At 76.6% G+C, this 16,939-nt stretch carries 13 protein-coding genes; 7 read left to right on the top strand and 6 right to left on the bottom strand.

The window, feature by feature from the left end; all coding sequences use genetic code 11:
* Positions 1 to 268: 268 nt before the first annotated feature.
* The 3 genes from ACGFS9_RS14225 to ACGFS9_RS14235 all read left to right on the top strand — a co-directional run bounded on the left by ACGFS9_RS14225 (position 269) and on the right by ACGFS9_RS14235 (position 4,971).
* A complete protein-coding gene (locus ACGFS9_RS14225; protein WP_393253178.1) occupies positions 269 to 1,756 on the top strand; it encodes a cellulose binding domain-containing protein in 1,488 nt (495 codons plus the stop codon).
* A gap of 420 nt (positions 1,757 to 2,176) precedes the next feature.
* On the top strand, positions 2,177 to 3,280 hold the full coding sequence (gene rsgA / locus ACGFS9_RS14230) for a ribosome small subunit-dependent GTPase A (protein WP_393253179.1): 1,104 nt from the start codon (positions 2,177 to 2,179) through the stop codon (positions 3,278 to 3,280).
* A gap of 257 nt (positions 3,281 to 3,537) precedes the next feature.
* Positions 3,538 to 4,971 carry a bifunctional transcriptional activator/DNA repair enzyme AdaA gene (locus tag ACGFS9_RS14235; RefSeq protein WP_393253460.1) on the top strand — a complete coding sequence of 478 codons (1,434 nt, stop codon included), beginning with the start codon at positions 3,538 to 3,540 and terminating at the stop codon, positions 4,969 to 4,971.
* Between the two features lie 19 nt (positions 4,972 to 4,990).
* Here the strand turns inward: ACGFS9_RS14235 and ACGFS9_RS14240 are convergent, their stop codons facing one another.
* From ACGFS9_RS14240 to ACGFS9_RS14250, 3 genes are all read right to left on the bottom strand, one after another.
* Positions 4,991 to 5,554, bottom strand: coding sequence for a GNAT family N-acetyltransferase (locus ACGFS9_RS14240; protein WP_393253181.1), 564 nt, complete (start codon positions 5,552 to 5,554; stop codon positions 4,991 to 4,993).
* Between the two features lie 110 nt (positions 5,555 to 5,664).
* On the bottom strand, positions 5,665 to 6,405 hold the full coding sequence (locus ACGFS9_RS14245; protein WP_393253183.1) for a Type 1 glutamine amidotransferase-like domain-containing protein: 741 nt from the start codon (positions 6,403 to 6,405) through the stop codon (positions 5,665 to 5,667).
* A 95-nt stretch (positions 6,406 to 6,500) separates the two neighbouring features.
* Positions 6,501 to 6,869: a PPOX class F420-dependent oxidoreductase gene (locus ACGFS9_RS14250; protein ID WP_393253184.1), complete on the bottom strand. Its 369-nt coding sequence runs from the start codon at positions 6,867 to 6,869 to the stop codon at positions 6,501 to 6,503.
* Positions 6,870 to 7,025: 156 nt separating this feature from the next.
* Here ACGFS9_RS14250 and ACGFS9_RS14255 point away from each other — a divergent pair, with 156 nt between their 5' ends.
* Positions 7,026 to 8,303, top strand: coding sequence for an SGNH/GDSL hydrolase family protein (locus ACGFS9_RS14255; protein WP_393253186.1), 1,278 nt, complete (start codon positions 7,026 to 7,028; stop codon positions 8,301 to 8,303).
* A gap of 84 nt (positions 8,304 to 8,387) precedes the next feature.
* Here ACGFS9_RS14255 and ACGFS9_RS14260 read toward each other — a convergent pair whose 3' ends face one another.
* Both ACGFS9_RS14260 and ACGFS9_RS14265 read right to left on the bottom strand, forming a co-directional pair.
* Positions 8,388 to 8,870 (bottom strand): DUF456 domain-containing protein, encoded by a 483-nt coding sequence (locus tag ACGFS9_RS14260; protein ID WP_393253188.1) that lies wholly within the window; start codon positions 8,868 to 8,870, stop codon positions 8,388 to 8,390.
* Between the two features lie 36 nt (positions 8,871 to 8,906).
* Positions 8,907 to 9,887, bottom strand: a complete 981-nt coding sequence (locus ACGFS9_RS14265) for a helix-turn-helix transcriptional regulator (protein WP_393253190.1) — start codon at positions 9,885 to 9,887, stop codon at positions 8,907 to 8,909.
* Positions 9,888 to 11,483: 1,596 nt separating this feature from the next.
* Between ACGFS9_RS14265 and ACGFS9_RS14270 the strand changes: the two genes are divergently transcribed.
* From ACGFS9_RS14270 to ACGFS9_RS14280, 3 genes are all read left to right on the top strand, one after another.
* On the top strand, positions 11,484 to 12,473 hold the full coding sequence (locus tag ACGFS9_RS14270; RefSeq protein WP_393253192.1) for a protein phosphatase 2C domain-containing protein: 990 nt from the start codon (positions 11,484 to 11,486) through the stop codon (positions 12,471 to 12,473).
* A gap of 97 nt (positions 12,474 to 12,570) precedes the next feature.
* Positions 12,571 to 14,313 (top strand): pyruvate dehydrogenase, encoded by a 1,743-nt coding sequence (locus ACGFS9_RS14275; protein WP_393253194.1) that lies wholly within the window; start codon positions 12,571 to 12,573, stop codon positions 14,311 to 14,313.
* A 991-nt stretch (positions 14,314 to 15,304) separates the two neighbouring features.
* On the top strand, positions 15,305 to 15,718 hold the full coding sequence (locus tag ACGFS9_RS14280; protein ID WP_393253461.1) for an ATP-binding protein: 414 nt from the start codon (positions 15,305 to 15,307) through the stop codon (positions 15,716 to 15,718).
* A gap of 49 nt (positions 15,719 to 15,767) precedes the next feature.
* Here the strand turns inward: ACGFS9_RS14280 and ACGFS9_RS14285 are convergent, their stop codons facing one another.
* Entirely contained in the window at positions 15,768 to 16,805 is a 1,038-nt protein-coding gene (locus ACGFS9_RS14285) for a DUF2637 domain-containing protein (RefSeq protein WP_393253196.1), read from the bottom strand.
* Between the last annotated feature and the right edge of the window lie 134 nt (positions 16,806 to 16,939).

The raw sequence follows: 16,939 nt of genomic DNA on the forward strand, positions 1-16,939 counted from the left end.
CTCGGCACACGGCACGGCCCGGACGTCCCCGTACGTCCGGGCCGTGCCGTGTGCTCGGGGCGCCCGCCGCGGAGCCGCCCGGTCGCCGTCCGGGGCCTCGGCGCGTGACCGGACGGTCGCCCGATGTGAGGGAACGGCTTGTCAGTTGTGTCGGAGCCGTGAAAGGCTCGGGTCCGTTGTCGGGACGGTCACCAACTCCCCCGTGAAGTAAGCAGAGTTGGGCGTTGCCTGACGTTGCACACGGACGCAGTGGATGCAGGAGCCCCCGATGCCCGACCTGCCGACCCCGCAGGACGCCGCGGAGGCCGCGTTGTTCTCGGAGTGCTGGGACGCGGTCCTCTCGTACGCCGACCTGTGCACCTCCGGTTCCGCCGCGGCGACGCAACTGGCCACCGAGGCCTTCACCCACGGCGTCCACGAGGTCCGGGCCGCCGCCGAGCGCGCGCGGGGCACCAGCCGCCGCACCCCCGGCCTGCCGCGCATCCCGCTGCTGCTCACCTCGGTGCGCACCACCGCCGCGGCATGGGACGCGCACGGCCAGGGCCACCGGCTGGACCCCGACCTCAGACTCTGGCTCAACTCCGGCCAGGCCGCCCGGTACACGGGACCCCCGCTGCGCCGCCCGATCGCGCTGCGCGGGCTCCGCGACCTCCAGGAGGCCGATGCCGCCCTGCTCTGGCTGGCCGAGGTCGAGGCCCTTCCGCTGCCCTCCGTGGCCCGCCGCCTCGCCCTGGACCCGGTGGCGGCGGCCGGTGAACTCGGCGAGGTGCGCGCGCTGTTCAGGGAGCGCTGCCACCGCAGTCACCTCGACACCCCGATGGACGCGGCCTGCCGCAGCTACGCCCGCCTCCTCGACGCCGTCACCCGCTCCCCGGAGGCCGGGACGCCCGAGGACCTCTCCCGGCACCTCGCGCACTGCGCCGCGTGCGCGGAGGCGGCGGCCTGCCTGCGGACGCACGGCGGCGGCCTGCCCGCCGCGCTGGCGGGCGGGGTGATCGGCTGGGGCGGGCTCGCCTATCTCGAACGCCGCCGCCGCGCCGCCGAGGCGGGTCTGCGCGTGGGCCGCGCGGACGCCGCCGCGGACACCGGCATCGCCGAGAACCGCGAGGCCGCGCCCCGGATCGGCCGCACCGGCATGCTGGTCGCGGCCCTGGCCGTCTCCGGCCTCGCGCTCGCCGTCTCCCTGATGCCGTTCGACGCCGCCGACGATCCCGGCCCCGCCCCGCGGGGCGACGCGGCCGTCGCCGAGGAGCCGGTGGCCGCCCCGGCGGTGCCCTCCTCCCCGCCGGCCACCACCCGGGGCGAGGGCGCGCTCGTCTCTCCCGAGCCGGCGAGGACGAGGGCGACCCCGGTCGCCCGCCCCGACCCCGAACCCCAGGGGCCGACCTCACCGCCCGCCCGGATCGTCGACACCGACCCCGCCCCGACCCCCGGCACCGCGCGCTGCGAGGCCGCCTACACCCTCGTCGACGAGTGGCCGGACGGCTTCCAGGCCGCCGTCACCGTCACCACCGCCGAACCGCTCGACAACTGGCGGCTCGCCTGGACCTACCGCGACGGTCAGCGCGTCACCCAGATGTGGGACGGCACCCTCGCCCAGCACGGCGCGCACGTGAGCGCCACCGCCGTCGCCTACAACAGGACCGTCCCCGCGGGTGGTTCGGTCACGGTCGGCTTCCTGGGATCCTGGCACGACACGAACACGGCACCCGCTTCCATCACCCTCGACGGCACGCCCTGCGCGAGCCCGCACTGACGCCTCGGACCCGGACGGTGGCGGGGAACCGGCGGCGGGGCACCGGCTCCGCGCGGCGCGCGGAGCGGCGCGCCCCCGGCGGCGCCGCCCCGGAACCGGCGCCGCCGCGCGCCGCCGCCCGGCCCCGGCCCGCCCGCGCGGTGCCGCGCGCCTCCGTCCTCGCGCGGAGGGGACGGGCCCTTAAATCACTGGCGCCGCCGCCGGGGTGTCCCTAGAGTCGGACCGTCGACGCGACGGGTGAACGCCGCCGCGTCCCTGGTGGAACGTCAGCAGAGGGAGGTATGACCGATGGCTGTCATCGACGAGGGCGCCGCCCGCGCCCAGAAGCTCATCACGTCCACCTCCGTGGCCGCCGGCTGACCTTTCCTCTTCCTCGCGCCGAAGGGCGCGCGCCGGGGCCGCCCTTGTGAAGGGTCTCCCTTGACTTCCAGCTCCGCCTTCCCGTCCCCGTCCGCCTCCCCGCTCGCCCCCTACGGCTGGGACGACGCCTGGGCCGAGGCGTTCGCCCCCCATCTCTCCCGGGGCCTCCTGCCCGCACGGGTGATCCGCGTCGACCGCGGCCAGTGCGACGTGGCGACCGCCGACGGCGTCCTGCGCGCGGACACCGCGTTCGTGACGCCGCACGACCCGATGAAGGTCGTGTGCACCGGCGACTGGGTCGCCGTCGACCCCGCCGGCCGGCCGCGCTACGTGCGGGAGTGCCTGCCCCGTCGCACCGCCTTCGTACGCTCCACCTCCTCCAAGCGGTCCGAGGGCCAGATCCTCGCCGCCAACGTCGACCACGCGGTCGTCGCGGTGTCCCTCGCCGTGGAACTCGACCTCGGCCGGGTCGAACGCTTCCTCGCGCTGGCCTGGGAGTCCGGCGCGCAGCCCGTGGTCGTCCTGACCAAGGCCGACCTGGTGCCCGCCCCCGCGACGCTCGGGCACCTCGTCCAGGACGTGGAGGCCGCGGCACCGGGCGTGCCGGTCCTCACCGTCAGCGCCGCGACCGGCGAGGGGCTCGACGTCCTCGCGGCGGTCCTGTCCGGCGGGACCGCCGTCCTGCTCGGCCAGTCCGGAGCGGGGAAGTCCACCCTCGCCAACGCCCTGCTCGGCGAGGACGCCATGGAGGTGCAGGCCACCCGCGACATGGACGGCAAGGGCCGGCACACCACCACCACCCGCAACCTGCTCGTCCTGCCGGGCGGCGGGGTCCTCATCGACACCCCGGGCCTGCGCGGGGTCGGCCTCTGGGACGCGGAAACCGGTGTGGGGCAGGTGTTCGCCGAGATCGAGGATCTCGCCGCCGACTGCCGCTTCCAGGACTGCGCCCACCTCGCCGAGCCCGGCTGCGCGGTGCTCGACGCCGTGGACAGCGGCGCGCTGCCGGGCCGGCGCCTGGACAGCTACCGCAAACTGATCCGCGAGAACCAGTGGATCGTCGCCAAGACGGACGCCCGCCTGCGGGCCGAGATCCGCCGGGACTGGAAGCGCAAGGGGGCCGAGGGCCGCGCCGCGATGGAGGCCAAGCGGGGCCGCCGGTAGCGGCGCCCGGGGCCGGGACGCGCCGCCCCGGCCGGGCCGCGGCGGCGCGTCCCGGCCCGATCGTCGCCGGGCGGCGGGCCCGGGCCGCACCACGATCGCGGCGCGCCTCCCCGGCACGGAGCCGGCCCATGCGGTCGGGCCGGTCGCGCCGCGGGGAGCGACCGGCGGCCCGGGCCCCCGTGCCCGGGCCGCACCACGACCGCCGTGTCCGATTCCCGCCAGCCGACCCGGCCCGCGCGGATGACACTGGAGGGGTGATCGACGAGGACACCGGATACGAGGCCGTACGCAGCCGGGACGCCCGCTTCGACGGGGAGTTCTTCTTCGCCGTGCGGACGACCGGCATCTACTGCCGGCCCAGCTGCCCCGCGGTGACACCGAAGCGGGGCAACGTCCGCTTCTACCCGACGGCCGCCGCCGCACAGGGCTCCGGATTCCGGGCCTGCCGGCGCTGCCGCCCCGACGCCGTGCCCGGCTCCGCGCAGTGGAACGCCCGGGCCGACGTCGTCGGCCGTGCCATGCGCCTGATCGGCGACGGAGTGGTGGACCGGGAAGGCGTCGCGGGGCTCGCCGCGCGCCTCGGGTACAGCGCCCGCCAGGTGCAGCGGCAGCTCACCGCCGAGGTGGGCGCGGGCCCGGTCGCCCTCGCCCGCGCCCAGCGGGCGCACACCGCCCGCGTCCTCCTCCAGACCACCGGCCTGCCCATCACGCAGCTGGCCTTCGCGGCGGGCTTCGCCAGCGTGCGCCAGTTCAACGACACGATCCGCGCGGTCTACGCCGCGACACCCAGCGAACTGCGCGCCGCCGCGCCCGGCACCGGCCCGCGCCCCGAACCGGCCTCCACCGCCGGCGTCCCGCTCCGCCTCGCCCACCGCGGCCCCTACCAGGCGACCGCCGTCTTCGACCTGCTCGCCGCCGAGGCCGTGACGGGCGTCGAGAGCGTCACCGGCACCCCCGGCGAGCGCACCTACCGGCGCACCCTGCGGCTCCCCCACGGCACGGGTGTCGCCGCCGTCGAAGAGCGGCCCGGCAGGCCACCGTGGCGGACGCCGCCGCCCGGGCCGCCGGCGAAACGCCCCGCGTCCGACCCCGCGGGGCGCCGGGGCGGCTGGCTGGACGCCCGGCTGCACCTCACCGACCTGCGCGACCTCACCACCGCCGTCCAGCGGCTGCGCCGGCTGTTCGACCTCGACGCCGATCCGTACGCCGTCGACGAGCGTCTGGGCGCCGACGCCCGGCTGGGCCCGCTCGTCGCCGCCCGGCCGGGACTGCGCTCACCGGGCACCGCCGACCCGCACGAACTGGCGGTGCGCGCCCTGGTGGGGGAGGAGGCGGCGGGACGCCTGGTGGCGTGCCACGGAACGGCGCTCGACAGCCCCCGCGGTCCGCTCACCCACCTCTTCCCGGAGGCGGCCGTGCTCGCCGGGGCGGTACCGGCCGGCCCTCTCGGAGCCCTGGCGGCGGCACTCGCCGACGGAACGCTGTGCCTGGACCCCGGGGCCGACCGCGACCGGGCGGAGCGGGTCCTGCTCGCGTTGCCCGGAATGGACGCCGCAACGGCGGCCGTCATCCGCTCCCGCGCCCTCGGCGATCCGGACACCGCGCCCCCGGACCTCCACGCCCCGGACACCTGGCGCCCCTGGCGTTCCTACGCCGTCCGGCACCTGCGCCTGGCGGAGACGGCGGCGTAGTCCGGGCCCGGGCGCGCGGTCACGGCCGCGTGTGCGGCGGTGTGCGCTCACCGGCCGGCGGCATGTTCCCGCGGAGCAGCGCGTGCAGGTGCTGGTCGTGCCGCCCGTCCTCGTGGCGCAGCGCCTCGCGCAGGGTGCCCTCCAGGGCGAACCCGGCCCGCTCCGCCAACCCGGCAGGACGCCGGGTTGGCGACCGAGTGGCACACAACCGCAGCCGGTGGAGTCCGAGATCATCGAGGGCCCGGCTGCCGACGCGCCGTACCGCCGCGGTGACGACGCCGGCTCCCCGGGCCTCGGGGAGCACCCAGGAGAGGATCTCCGCGCTGCCGTCCGCGAGATCCACGTCGTGGAAGCCGACGAGCCCGACGGGCCGGTCGTCCGTCCGCCGCGCGACGGCCCAGATCGCCCCGGTCTCCCGCCGCCACCGGTCGTGCATGCGCGCGATCCGCTCGCGGGCCGCCGCGGGGGACGCCACGTACAGCAGGTTCCACCGGCGGATGTCCGGGTCCCGCGCCGCCGCGACGAGCGTTCCGGCGTCCGCGGGGCGCCAGGGGCGCAGCCGCGGACCGTCCGGGACGGACACAGCACCGGCTGCTCCCGCCGGGCCATCCGCCCCGTGGCGACGGCCGGGGGCGGGGGCGCTCCCGGTGCCATCGGGGCATCCTGCGCAGGGGGTTCGGCCGCGGACCGCCTTCAGGCACCGGGCGCGGGCAGTTCGCGGGTGTCGAGCCGGGTCTCCTCGGCCGCGTCGCCCGTGCGCCGGACGACGTAGGCGGCCTTGCCGGGTATCTCCGTCACGGCCTCCGCCAGGCGTGTGCCCCGGTACACCAGGCCCACCCCGTCGTCGGTGCAGTGGGTCTCGGGAAGCGTGCCGTCGGCCACGAGCCGGTGGACCAGGGGGCGGCGGCCCGGGTCGCTGTCGTAGTGGACGCCGTTGCCGAAGGGGAGGTAGCCCAGTCCGTCGGTGAGCGGGCGGAGTTCGGGGCCGAAGGAGTCCGTCGTCCCGCCCCGGAACCAGCAGAGGGAGCCCGCGCTCACCCCGCTCAGCACGACGCCGGCCTCCCAGGCCCGCCGGAAGACCGCGTCCAGCCCGTGGACCCGCCACACGGCGAGCAGGTTCGCCGCCGAACCGCCCATCACCCAGACGACGTCGTGCCCGAGGACCGCTCCCTCGACGTCCTCGACGTTCGGCATCGGGAACAGGTGGAGGGGCGTGAGGTCGAAGCCGGCCACCCGCGCCGCCTCGGTCATCCGCGACGCGAAGTGCTCGGCGTCACCGATCGCCGTGCCGACGTACAGGATGCGGGGGCGGCGGCCCTCCACCCGGGCCAGGTCGACGGCGTGGTGGACGAGCGGGCCGAAGGCCACCCGGGTGCGGTCGCCGACGCGGTGACCACCCGAGGTGGCCAGGATCGTGGGTTCCGTGGCGGTCATGGCTCGGGACCCTACCAAGGTCCACAGGCCCCGCGATCTTGGGCCGATGTGTCGCCGGTTGGCCCCTGATCAACGGGTTCGGCCCGCTTGGCCGTTCAGTCCTCCAAGCCCCAACTGTGAATACGGCGCGGGTGGACACGGATCAGTTCCTCACTGAACCGCGGGCCCAAGTCGTGTGCTCCGGTGAGGAGTTCGGCATCACCGCGGATGTCGAGGCCGCGCACCCGCCAGGGGTCCACGCTCACGATGTCGTCGACGACCAGCGCGACCTTCGGATTCCGCTGCAGATTGCGCCACTTCTTGGTCGTTCCCATCGCGTATCCGCCGATCAGGATCGTCCCGTCGTCCTGCGGGAAGAAGCCGACGGGGTTGGCCTGCGGCTGCCCGAGCGGGTCCACGGTGGCCAGACGCCCCAGCCGTTGCGACCTCAGGTACGCGCGTTCCGCCTCGGTGAATCGGGTCATGGCAGCAGCCAAACACGCGCCCGTCGCGGACGCAGCGGATTCCGCCTCCCCGTCCGCACGGGGAGTGCCCGCGGGGCAGCGGCCGTCCTGCCGCTGCCCGCCGCCATTGGTGTGAGGGGGCGTTGCGCGGCCCGGGGGCGCGGGAAGCCATCGCCCATGACTCGCGCGATCATGCTCAGGCGCCTGCTCGTCCCGCTCGCGGCGACCCTCGTCCTCGCCTCGCCCGGCGTGACCGCCGAGGCCGGCTCCCGACCGGTCGCGGCGCCGGGGACGGCCGGTGCGTCCGGCGTCCCCGAAGCCTGGCGGGGCACCTGGGAGGCCGCCCCCTCCGGCACGGCACCCGCACTGCCCGGAGCCTCCGTCCGCAACGTCGTGCACACCAGCGTCGGCGGCCGGGCCGCCCGGGTCCGGCTGTCCAACCGGCTGGGCGGCGCGCCGCTCCGGCTCGGCGCCGTCACCCTGGCGCTGCGCCGCCCCGGCGCGCACGCGGGCCCGGCCGCGGCGGCCGGCAGCGTCCGCGCGGTCACCTTCGGCGGGGCCCGCTCGGTCACCCTCCCCGCGGGCCGCGACATCGTCAGCGACCCCGTCCGCCTGCGCGTCCCCGCCGACACCGACCTGCTCGTGTCCGTGCACACCCCCGGGGACTCCGGCCCCGCGACCTACCACCGCTCGGCGCTGCGGACCAACTACGTCGCCCGCGGCGGGGACCACACCGGCGACGCGAGCGGCTCCGCGTACACGGCCACCGCCGCCCACTGGTACTACGTGACCGGGGTCGACGTGCTCGGCCCTCCGGGCGCCGGCAGCGTGGTCGCCCTCGGCGACTCGATCACCGACGGCATCGGTTCCTCGTTCGGCGCCGACCACCGCTGGCCCGACCGCCTCGCCGACCGGTTGCGGAGCCTGCCCGCCGGGCGCCGGCCCGGTGTCCTGAACGCGGGGATCTCCGGGAACCGGGTGCTGCGCGCGGGGCGCGGTCCGAGCGCGCTGACCCGCCTGGACGCCGACGTCCTCTCCCGCGCGGGCGTCCGCACGGTGATCCTCCTGGAGGGCGTGAACGACATCAAGGGCAGCCCGCCGGTGTCGGACCCCCGGGACCTGGAGAACGCCTACCGGCTCCTCGTGCGCCGCGCCCACGCGCGCTCCGTCCGGGTCGTCGGCGCCACGATCACCCCCTTCGGCGGGCACCCCGCGCACACGGCGGCCCGGGAGGCGGTGCGGCTCGCCGTCAACCGCGCCATCCGCGCCGGACGCGTCTTCGACGCCGTCGTGGACTTCGACGCCGCGGTGCGCGACCCGGCCCACCCCGAGCGCATCCGCCCCGGCTACGACCCGGGCGACCATCTGCACTTCAACGACGCCGGCATGCGCGCCCTCGCCGACACCGTCGACCTGGCCGGGCTGCTCGCGCCCGCGGCGGCACCCCGCCGGTAGGCCCGGGCTCGCCGGGGGGCGGCCGGTGGCCCGGCGGCGCGCCCCGCCCGGCCGCCCCCGGATCCCGCCGCGCCGGCCGCCGCCTCAGCCTCCGAACACGGCACCCAGCCACGCCCCGAGGATCAGCAGACACGCGAACAACTCCGTCAGCACGCTCCAGCCGCCCGCGCGCATCGCGGTCCGCACCGACGTCCACGCCTCGCCCCGGCCGCCGAGCCGCAGCCGTTCGCCCAGGTAGGCCCCGCCCACGAATCCCGGGATCGCGCCCAGCACGGGCAGCAGGACGAAGCCCACGAGCGCTCCGCCGCCGGCGTACACCGCCATCCGGGTGGTGGCGCCGCCCTCCCGCAGCCGGCGCGGCGGCAGCACGAACCGGACGGCCTGCGCCAGCAGCAGGACCGCGGTCGCGCCGACGAGGACCGCCCAGGACAGGGCCCGCGGATCGGACAGCGCCCACCACAGCACCGCGGCCCACACGAGCCACGAGCCCGGCAGACCGGGCACCAGTACTCCGGCCAGGCCGAGCAGGATCACCACGCCGACCAGCAGGAGTTCCCACACTCCCATCTGCCCAGCCTGCCCGAGCGGGCCCGGACGCGCAGATCAGCCCCGGGCCACCCAGCCCCGCTCGTAGGCGTGCCAGCCCAGCTGGAGCCGGGTCGCCACACCGGTCAGCTCCATCAGGCGCTTCACCCGGCGCTGCACCGTCCGCAGCCCGAGGTCGAGCTGTTTGGCGACACTGGCGTCGGTCAACCCGGCCAGCAGCAGCGAGAGGATCTCCAGATCGGCGCCGTCGGGACCGTCGGGTTCCTGCTCCCGTACGCCCCGGCTGCTCAGCCGCAGCGGCAGCGCGTCCCGCCACACCGACTCGAACAGCCCCGACAGCAGCTCCAGGAGCCCGCTCGCGTGCACCACCAGGGCGGCGGGCTCCGCGGTGTGCGAGGTGAGCGGCACCATCGCCAGCATCCCGTCGGCGACGATCAGCTTGGTGGGCACCCGGTCGGCGACGCGCACCCGCTCCTCGCGGCCGAGGGCCGCGGACAGCTCCGCGACGCCCGTCGGCAGGTCGAGGACGGACCGTTCGACGACGACGCGGTAGCGCACCCCCCGGTTCGCCGCCTGCTCCTCCGCCTCGTTGTCCGCCCCGGACACCACCAGCGGCTTCCCGGTGACCAGGGCGCAGACCTCCCGTGTCGCGCCCAGCTGGAGCTGCAGGAACCGCTGGGCGACCGCCGCCGCGCCGATCACCACCTCCACCAGGTCGTGCACGGCCGGCTCGGCCGCGGTGGCCCGGTACTCCTCGGCGAGCAGCGCGGCGGCCAGCTCGGCCTTCTCCAGTTCGTGGCGCTGCTGGGTGAGCAGCGCGCCGAGCGCGACCCCCGGGGGCGCGGCGACCCAGCGGCCGGGCCGGGCGGAGGACTGCGCGGCCAGGCCGTGCCGTTCCAGGATGCGCAGCGCGCGCTCCGTGTCGTACTCGCCGAGGGTGAGCCGGCGCGCGAGATCGGGTACGTCGGCGGCGCCCACGGAGACCAGCGCCCGGTACGCCGACTCGTGGTTCTCGTCCAGCCCTATCGCTCCGAGCATGCGGCGACGTCCCCTCCCAAGGATGCGTTCCGGCCGGTCGGCGGCGCCCTGGCGGAAAACGGCCACGGCGCGAATCCGCCCCCGCCCATCATCGCCACACCCCCCGCCCCTCTGACAAGCTCCCGTCCCGCGGAGGCCCGCCGCCGGGGAACGGAGCCCGGACGGCCGCACGGCCCGAGCGGGGCGGGGCGCCGGGGATCGGGCGTCGCGCTGGGCGAACGGGCGGGCGGCAGAGGGGAGTCGGCCGGCCGGGCCGCGCCCCCCGCGCCTCCCACCGTTCCGGGCGGCGATCCGGGGCGGGGACCGGCCGCGCGGGGTGCCGAACGCCCGCCGGGCGCTCGACGGCGATGCGCCGGCCGCCACCGGCCCGTTCTCCCGTGAGGAGGGGACCGCCCGGCGGCGGCGCGGCTCCCGCCCGCGTACGCCCGTTCGAGCCCTCGCTCGACACGCCGTTCGACGGACCGCACCGCGGCCGGTTTTTCCGGATGCCCCGTTTTCGAGGGGCCGGGGCGGTGGACAATTACCGGCATGAGCCAGCAGGGGGAGAAGCCCACCGGTCACGAGGACGCATGGTGGGGGGAGTTGTACGACGACTCCACCGAGGACACGGGGCCCGCCGGGGCGGCGGACTCCCTGGACGACCGGTTCGCGTCGGCCGCCGGGACCCTGGACCGCGACTCCGCGGCGCCGGGGCCGGGCCGCGGAGGCCGGCCGGTTCCCGCCGCGGACGGTCCGCCGGCCGCTCCGGTCACCGGGCCCGGCGGCCCGGCACCGGTGCCGGGCTCCGCGGCGGCCCCCGCACCGGGCTCCGCATGGGGGCCCGCGCCGCGAGGCGAGGCCCCGCCCGCGCAGCCGCCCACCGTCTCCGCCGGTCCCGCGCCCGGGGCGCCCGGCGAGCCCCGGCCCGCTCCGGACGGCCGGTCGCCCGGCGTTCCCGGACAGTCCTCCGCCGCTTCGGACCCGCCACCGCGACCGGCGAGCGCGCCGCCCGCGCCCGCCACGCCTCCCCCGGTCCCGGGCGGCCGGGAGCGCGGCGGCCCCGCCCCCGCACCGGACACCGCCGGCCCCGCCGCTCGCCCGGGCGGCGAGGGGCGCGGGCCCGCCGATCCGCGGGAGACCGTCCAGGGCCCGCCCGCCGGGCAGCCCTCGGCCCCCTCCGCCGCGCCGGGAGGCCCCGGCGAGCCGTCCTCCGGGCAGGTCCCCGCCGGCCGGGCCGCCTCACCGCCGCCCGCCGCACCTCCGGCACCGACCGCTCCGCCTCCGACCGCTCCGCCTCCGGCCGGCCCGCCCGCCGCGCCGGCCTCGCCCGGCCGGGCTCCCGCGGGTGCGCCACACGCTCCGGCGCCGCCCGGCGCACCCCCGGCCGCTCCGCCCTCCGCCCCTCCCGCGGCACCCCGGTCCGGCCCCGCGCCCGTCCGGCCGACGCCCACCGGCCCCGTACCGGCCGACCCGCCCCCGGCGGCCCCGGCCGCCGGTGCCCCGTCGGACGCCGTGCCGCCCGGGCCCGCCGGTCTTCCCCGTACCACCGGAGCGTTCCGGCCGCCCCGGGCTGCCCCCGCGCCGCAGGACGCGGCTCCCGCAGAGCCCCGGGAGCCCGTGCTCGGCGTCCCTCCGCAGCCGCCCGCCGTCGGTCACGTCGGATCCCGGCCGCCCACCTACGACGCCGAACCGACGGCGCTCCCGCCCGCCGACCCGGACGCGCTCGAGGACCTGGTGGCCGACACGGTGCTCGACGGCGCCCGGTGCGGGACGAGCACCCTGCGCGCCGTCTCGGTCCGCGGGGACTCCGCCCGCTACCGGGGCGAGCCGCGGCGGGACGCCCTGCTGACCGCCCGCTTCGGCACCGGAGAACAGGCCCTCGTCCTGGTCGCGATGGCGACCGGCACCCGGGCCGCGCCGCGGGCGCACCGGGCCGCGGTCGAGGCGTGCCGGTGGATCGCGGGGGCCGTCGGACGCAGCCACGCGCGGCTGGCCGAGGACATCCGCGGCGCTCGGCGCGGCGATCTGAAGTCCGGCCTGCACCGCCTCACCGACCGCAGCCTCGGCAAACTGCGGGCCGGCGCGGCGGAGCAGGGCGTCGAGCCGGAGGAGTACACCGCCGGCCTGCGCTGCCTGCTGCTGCCCGCCGACCCCGAGTGCCGGACCCGGGTCTTCTTCGGCGTGGGACCCGGCGGCCTGTTCCGGCTGCGGGACGGCGAGTGGCAGGACATCGAACCCCGGCCCGCCGACGCCGGCGGGGAGGCCGTGCTGGGCTTCGGGTCCGGGCCGCACGAGACCGCGGAGGGCGACCGGCTCACCATGGACCTCGGGATCACGACGCCCCCGAGCCCCTACGAGCCCGCTCCCCGGCCGCCGCGCGCCCCGTTCCGCTTCCGGGCCTCGATCGCCCGCCCGGGTGACACGCTCCTGCTGTGCACGGGCGGGCTGGCGGAACCGCTGCGCGGCGAACCGGAACTGGCCGAGCACCTGACGACGCGGTGGTCCCGCCGGGAACCGCCCGGTCTCGCCGCGTTCCTCGCGGACAGCCAGGTCAGGGTCAAGGGGTACGCGGACGACAGGACCGCCGCGGCCGTCTGGGAGGCGTAACCGCGCACGGTGTGGATTCATGGAGCCAGGGGACGGGCGAGGGGAGGGGACCCGGACGCCCGATCGGCTTCGAGGACCACGAAGAGGTGCGCTGAGCATGGCCAAGCAGAACGTCGCCGAGCAGTTCGTCGACATCCTCGTCCGTGCGGGCGTCGAGCGGCTGTACGGAGTGGTCGGCGACAGCCTCAACCCGGTGGTGGACGCGGTCCGGCGCAACCCGGCCATCGACTGGGTCCACGTCCGCCATGAGGAGACGGCCGCGTTCGCCGCGGGCGCCGAGGCCCAGATCACCGGGAAGCTCGCGGCCTGCGCCGGCTCCTGCGGGCCGGGCAACCTCCACCTGATCAACGGCCTCTACGACGCGCACCGCTCCATGGCCCCCGTGCTGGCGCTCGCCTCGCAGATCCCCTCCGGCGAGATCGGCCTCGGCTACTTCCAGGAGACCCATCCCGACCGGCTGTTCGGCGAGTGCAGCCACTACAGCGAGCTGATCTCCAGCCCCCAGCAGATGCCGCGGGTGCTCCAGACGGCCATCCAGCACGCGGTCGGGCGGTCCGGCGTCGGCGTCGTCGCGCTCCCCGGCGACGTCGCCGCCCGGCCCGCCCCGGACAGGACGGTCGAGACCGCCCTCATCACCTCGCGGCCCGGCGTCCGGCCCGGCGACCGCGAGATCGACGAACTCGTCGCGATGATCGACGACGCCCGGAAGGTCACCCTCTTCTGCGGCAGCGGCACGGCGGGGGCGCACGCCGAGGTCATGGAGTTCGCCGAGAAGATCAAGTCCCCGGTCGGGCACGCGTTGCGCGGCAAGGAGTGGATCCAGTACGACAATCCGTTCGACGTCGGCATGAGCGGACTGCTCGGCTACGGCGCCGCCTACGAGGCCACCCACGAGTGCGATCTGCTGATCCTGCTGGGCACCGACTTCCCCTACAACGCGTTCCTCCCCGACGACGTCACGATCGTCCAGGTCGACGTCCGCCCCGAGCACCTGGGGCGGCGCTCCCGGCTGGACCTCGCGGTGTGGGGCGACGTGAAGGAGACGCTGCGCTGTCTGATCCCGAGGGTGCGGCCCAAGGGCAACCGGCGCTTCCTCGACGCGATGCTGAAGAAGCACGCCGAGGCACTGGAAGGCGTCGTGAGCGCCTACACCCGCAAGGTCGACCGGCACGTCCCGATCCATCCCGAGTACGTCGCCTCGGTGCTCGACGAACTCGCCGACGACGACGCCGTCTTCACGGTCGACACCGGTATGTGCAACGTCTGGGCGGCGCGCTACATCTCTCCCAACGGCAGCCGCCGCGTGATCGGCTCGTTCTCGCACGGCTCGATGGCGAACGCGCTGCCGATGGCCATCGGCGCCCAGTTCACCGACCGGGACCGGCAGGTGATCTCGATGTCCGGCGACGGCGGCTTCTCCATGCTGATGGGCGACTTCCTCACCCTCGTCCAGCACGACCTTCCGGTGAAGGTGGTCCTGTTCGACAACTCGGCGCTGGGGATGGTCGAGTTGGAGATGCTCGTCGCCGGGCTGCCCTCCTACGGCACCACCAACAAGAACCCGGACTTCGCGGCCGTCGCGCGGGCCTGCGGCGCGTACGGGGTCCGGGTGGAGAAGCCGAAGCAGCTGGCCGGGGCGCTGCGGGACGCCTTCGCGCACAAGGGGCCCGCCCTCGTCGACGTCGTCACCGACCCGAACGCGCTGTCCATCCCGCCGAAGATCAGCGCGGACATGGTGACCGGCTTCGCCCTCTCGGCCTCGAAGATCGTGCTGGACGGCGGCGTCGGGCGCATGCTCCAGATGGCCCGCTCCAATCTGCGCAACGTGCCCCGGCCCTAGTTGTACGGCCCTGACCGGACCGGTTCACCGTCTCGCGACGCCCGGCACGGCACCTCGCCGCGTTGTCGCATCACCCGAGTGCATCCCGTACGCGGGAGACGCGCCGCCGTGCGATGCACCGCACCGGACGCCGCGAGCCGTCCGGCGCACCCTTCCGGTCACGGCACCGGCGCCGCCGACCCCGCGCGCGTACCGGGCCCGCATCGGCTACGGCGGGTTCGGCAGTCGTGCGTCGGCGGATCGGCCGACCCCGCGTCAGCGGCCCGTCTCCCGGGCGCCCGGCCCGCGGCGGTGCCGGCGGACCCGGGGCGCGTCCGCCGGTACCCGGCTCGGACGCTCCGGAGCGCCCCCGGTCGCCCCGTCGCCGGCGCGCGCGGGGCGGGCGGGATCCGGCGGGAGCTCCCGCCCGGCGCCCCACCGCGCCGTTCCCCCGGGCGCCCGCGACGGCCCGGTGCCCGCACGGCCGGCCACCCCGGGGCCCGCGCGGGTCCGCGGGCCCCGGAGCCGTCCGGTCCCGGCGCCGGCCACGGCCGGGACCAGGGGTTTCCCACCCGGCCCGCCACGGACCCGGCCCGGCGGGCGGGCCGCACCGGCGAGGTCCCGCAGCCGACCGGCTCAGCCGGAACATGCCACAGGTCCACGCCACCGGCACCGGTGCCCCCGGCCCTCCGTCCGGCACGCCCGACGCCGGCCCGCGCCCGTTGCCCGTCGCGGTGCGCACCGGGGCGGCCCCGCGCGCGGACCCTCGGCCGCGGAGCGGCTGCGCGGGCGACCGCCGGTCCCGGGCAGGGGGTGCGGCGCGCCCGCGACCGCGCGCCCGCGGTCGGGCCGCTCGGCATGACTGGCACGTTCCTGTCGGGGCATGGATCCCGTGAACGTGTTCGAGCAGGGGGGATCCGACATCGGCACGCAGGCGGGGGTCATGAAGAGGCAGGCAAGCGGCGGCACTCCGACGGCCGGGGGGACCTCCTCCACCGATCCGGCGGACGACATGTCCGGCGGGGCGTCGGACCGGCCGGACACCACCCAGCTCAGACGCCGGCTCGTCAGGGCGGACCTGCGCGCGGTCCCCGAGGTGCGCAAGGCGCTCAGAGAGCTGTTATGCCACTGGGGGCGGCCCGGACGCTCCGACATAGCCGAGTTGCTGACCAGCGAACTCGTCACCAACGCCCTCGTCCACACCGACCACGACGCCGTCCTGACGGCGACGGTCGGGGCGCACCGGCTCCGGGTGGAGGTGCGGGACTTCGTGGGACGCAGGCCGCGGCTGCGGGTGCCGGACGCCGGCGACGGCACGCACGGCAGGGGCCTGGTCCTCGTCCAGTCGCTCGCGGACGCGTGGGGCGTACGGGCGCACGGCGTGGGCAAATCGGTGTGGTTCGAACTGGACGGCGGCGCGGTGTAGGACACCGCGCCGCCGTCGTCCTGTCGGTCCGGCCGGACCGGACCGTGCGTCAGCCGAACTGCTGCTCCAGATCCTTGAGCTTGCGCTCCAGGGAGTCGAGCCGCGGCAGGGCCATCGTGTCGTCCTCCGTGGTGAGGTCGACGGTGATCGGCTCAGCGTTCTTGCGAACCGGGGTGAGGGAGGGCCGCGAGCGCACGGGCAGCTGCTCCGCGGTGGATATGGCAGGCTCCGCGGAGCCCGCGGCGGGCGCGCGCTCCACGGTCGCCGTCTCCAGTTCCCGGCCGCCACCGCGCCCCGCGAAGCCGCGGTGGCCACGGCTCAGAGCCTTGAGGTGGGCCCGTTCGACCCGCTCCTCGTTCCGGCGGCGCAGACGGTTCTGCTCCTTCTGACGCCGGTCCTCGCGCACCTCCTCGACCGCCTCGTCCAGGCTGCGGACGTTCTCCAGGAGCATCAGCGACCAGGCGCTGTACGTCTCGCGGGGGGCCCGCAGCCAGCGGACGATACGGATCTGCGGCAGCGGACGCGGCACCAGGCCCTGTTCGCGCAGCGCGGCCCGACGGGTCTGCTTCAGCGCGCGGTCGAACAGCACCGCGGCCGACAGGGACATGCCCGCGAAGAACTGCGGCGCGCCGGCGTGGTCCATGCCGCGGGGGGCGTGGACCCAGTTGAACCAGGCCGCGGCACCCGCGAACGTCCACACGAGTATGCGGGAGCCGAGAGCCGCGTCGCCGTGGCTGGCCTCGCGCACGGCGAGCACGGAGCAGAACATGGCCGCGCCGTCCAGGCCGAACGGGACGAGGTACTCCCAGCCGTCGGACAGGCCCAGGTTCTGCTGGCCGAAGCCGACCAGGCCGTGGAAGGAGAGCGCCGCCGCGACGGCGGCGCAGCAGAACAACAGCACATAGGAGGCCGAGCCGTAGACGGCCTCCTTACGCCTGCGGCGCTCCTCGCTGCGTTCCCAGGAGTCGTCACTGCTCGTGTCCCGGGACCGCTTGCCGCGCGCGAGCACCGCCACCGCCGCCAGCAGGCCCAGGAGCAGAACGGCGCCTGGAAGCAGCCAGTTCAGCGATATGTCGGTCAGTCTCATCTGGGGTCCCTTGCATTGGGATAGGGCGTAACGCCCGCCATAGTGGCCCAATCACGTCGACCCTCAGGGGTTTTCGGGGCAAGAGGCCGCCAAGGGAGTGCAAGGGATTGCGCAGGGCGACGTTCTGCTCGAAC

It is taken from the genome of Streptomyces sp. NPDC048566 (assembly GCF_043199735.1).
Lineage (GTDB): Bacteria > Actinomycetota > Actinomycetes > Streptomycetales > Streptomycetaceae > Streptomyces.

What these genes read in the sequence shown, in the direction of transcription:
- ACGFS9_RS14285 (WP_393253196.1), bottom strand. Translation starts at nt 16,805, where the DNA reads ATGAGACTGACCGACATATCGCTGAACTGGCTGCTTCCAGGCGCCGTT.
- ACGFS9_RS14275 (WP_393253194.1), top strand. Translation starts at nt 12,571, where the DNA reads ATGGCCAAGCAGAACGTCGCCGAGCAGTTCGTCGACATCCTCGTCCGT.
- ACGFS9_RS14260 (WP_393253188.1), bottom strand. Translation starts at nt 8,870, where the DNA reads ATGGGAGTGTGGGAACTCCTGCTGGTCGGCGTGGTGATCCTGCTCGGC.
- ACGFS9_RS14250 (WP_393253184.1), bottom strand. Translation starts at nt 6,869, where the DNA reads ATGACCCGATTCACCGAGGCGGAACGCGCGTACCTGAGGTCGCAACGG.
- ACGFS9_RS14225 (WP_393253178.1), top strand. Translation starts at nt 269, where the DNA reads ATGCCCGACCTGCCGACCCCGCAGGACGCCGCGGAGGCCGCGTTGTTC.
- ACGFS9_RS14265 (WP_393253190.1), bottom strand. Translation starts at nt 9,887, where the DNA reads ATGCTCGGAGCGATAGGGCTGGACGAGAACCACGAGTCGGCGTACCGG.
- ACGFS9_RS14280 (WP_393253461.1), top strand. Translation starts at nt 15,305, where the DNA reads ATGTCCGGCGGGGCGTCGGACCGGCCGGACACCACCCAGCTCAGACGC.
- ACGFS9_RS14245 (WP_393253183.1), bottom strand. Translation starts at nt 6,405, where the DNA reads ATGACCGCCACGGAACCCACGATCCTGGCCACCTCGGGTGGTCACCGC.
- ACGFS9_RS14255 (WP_393253186.1), top strand. Translation starts at nt 7,026, where the DNA reads ATGACTCGCGCGATCATGCTCAGGCGCCTGCTCGTCCCGCTCGCGGCG.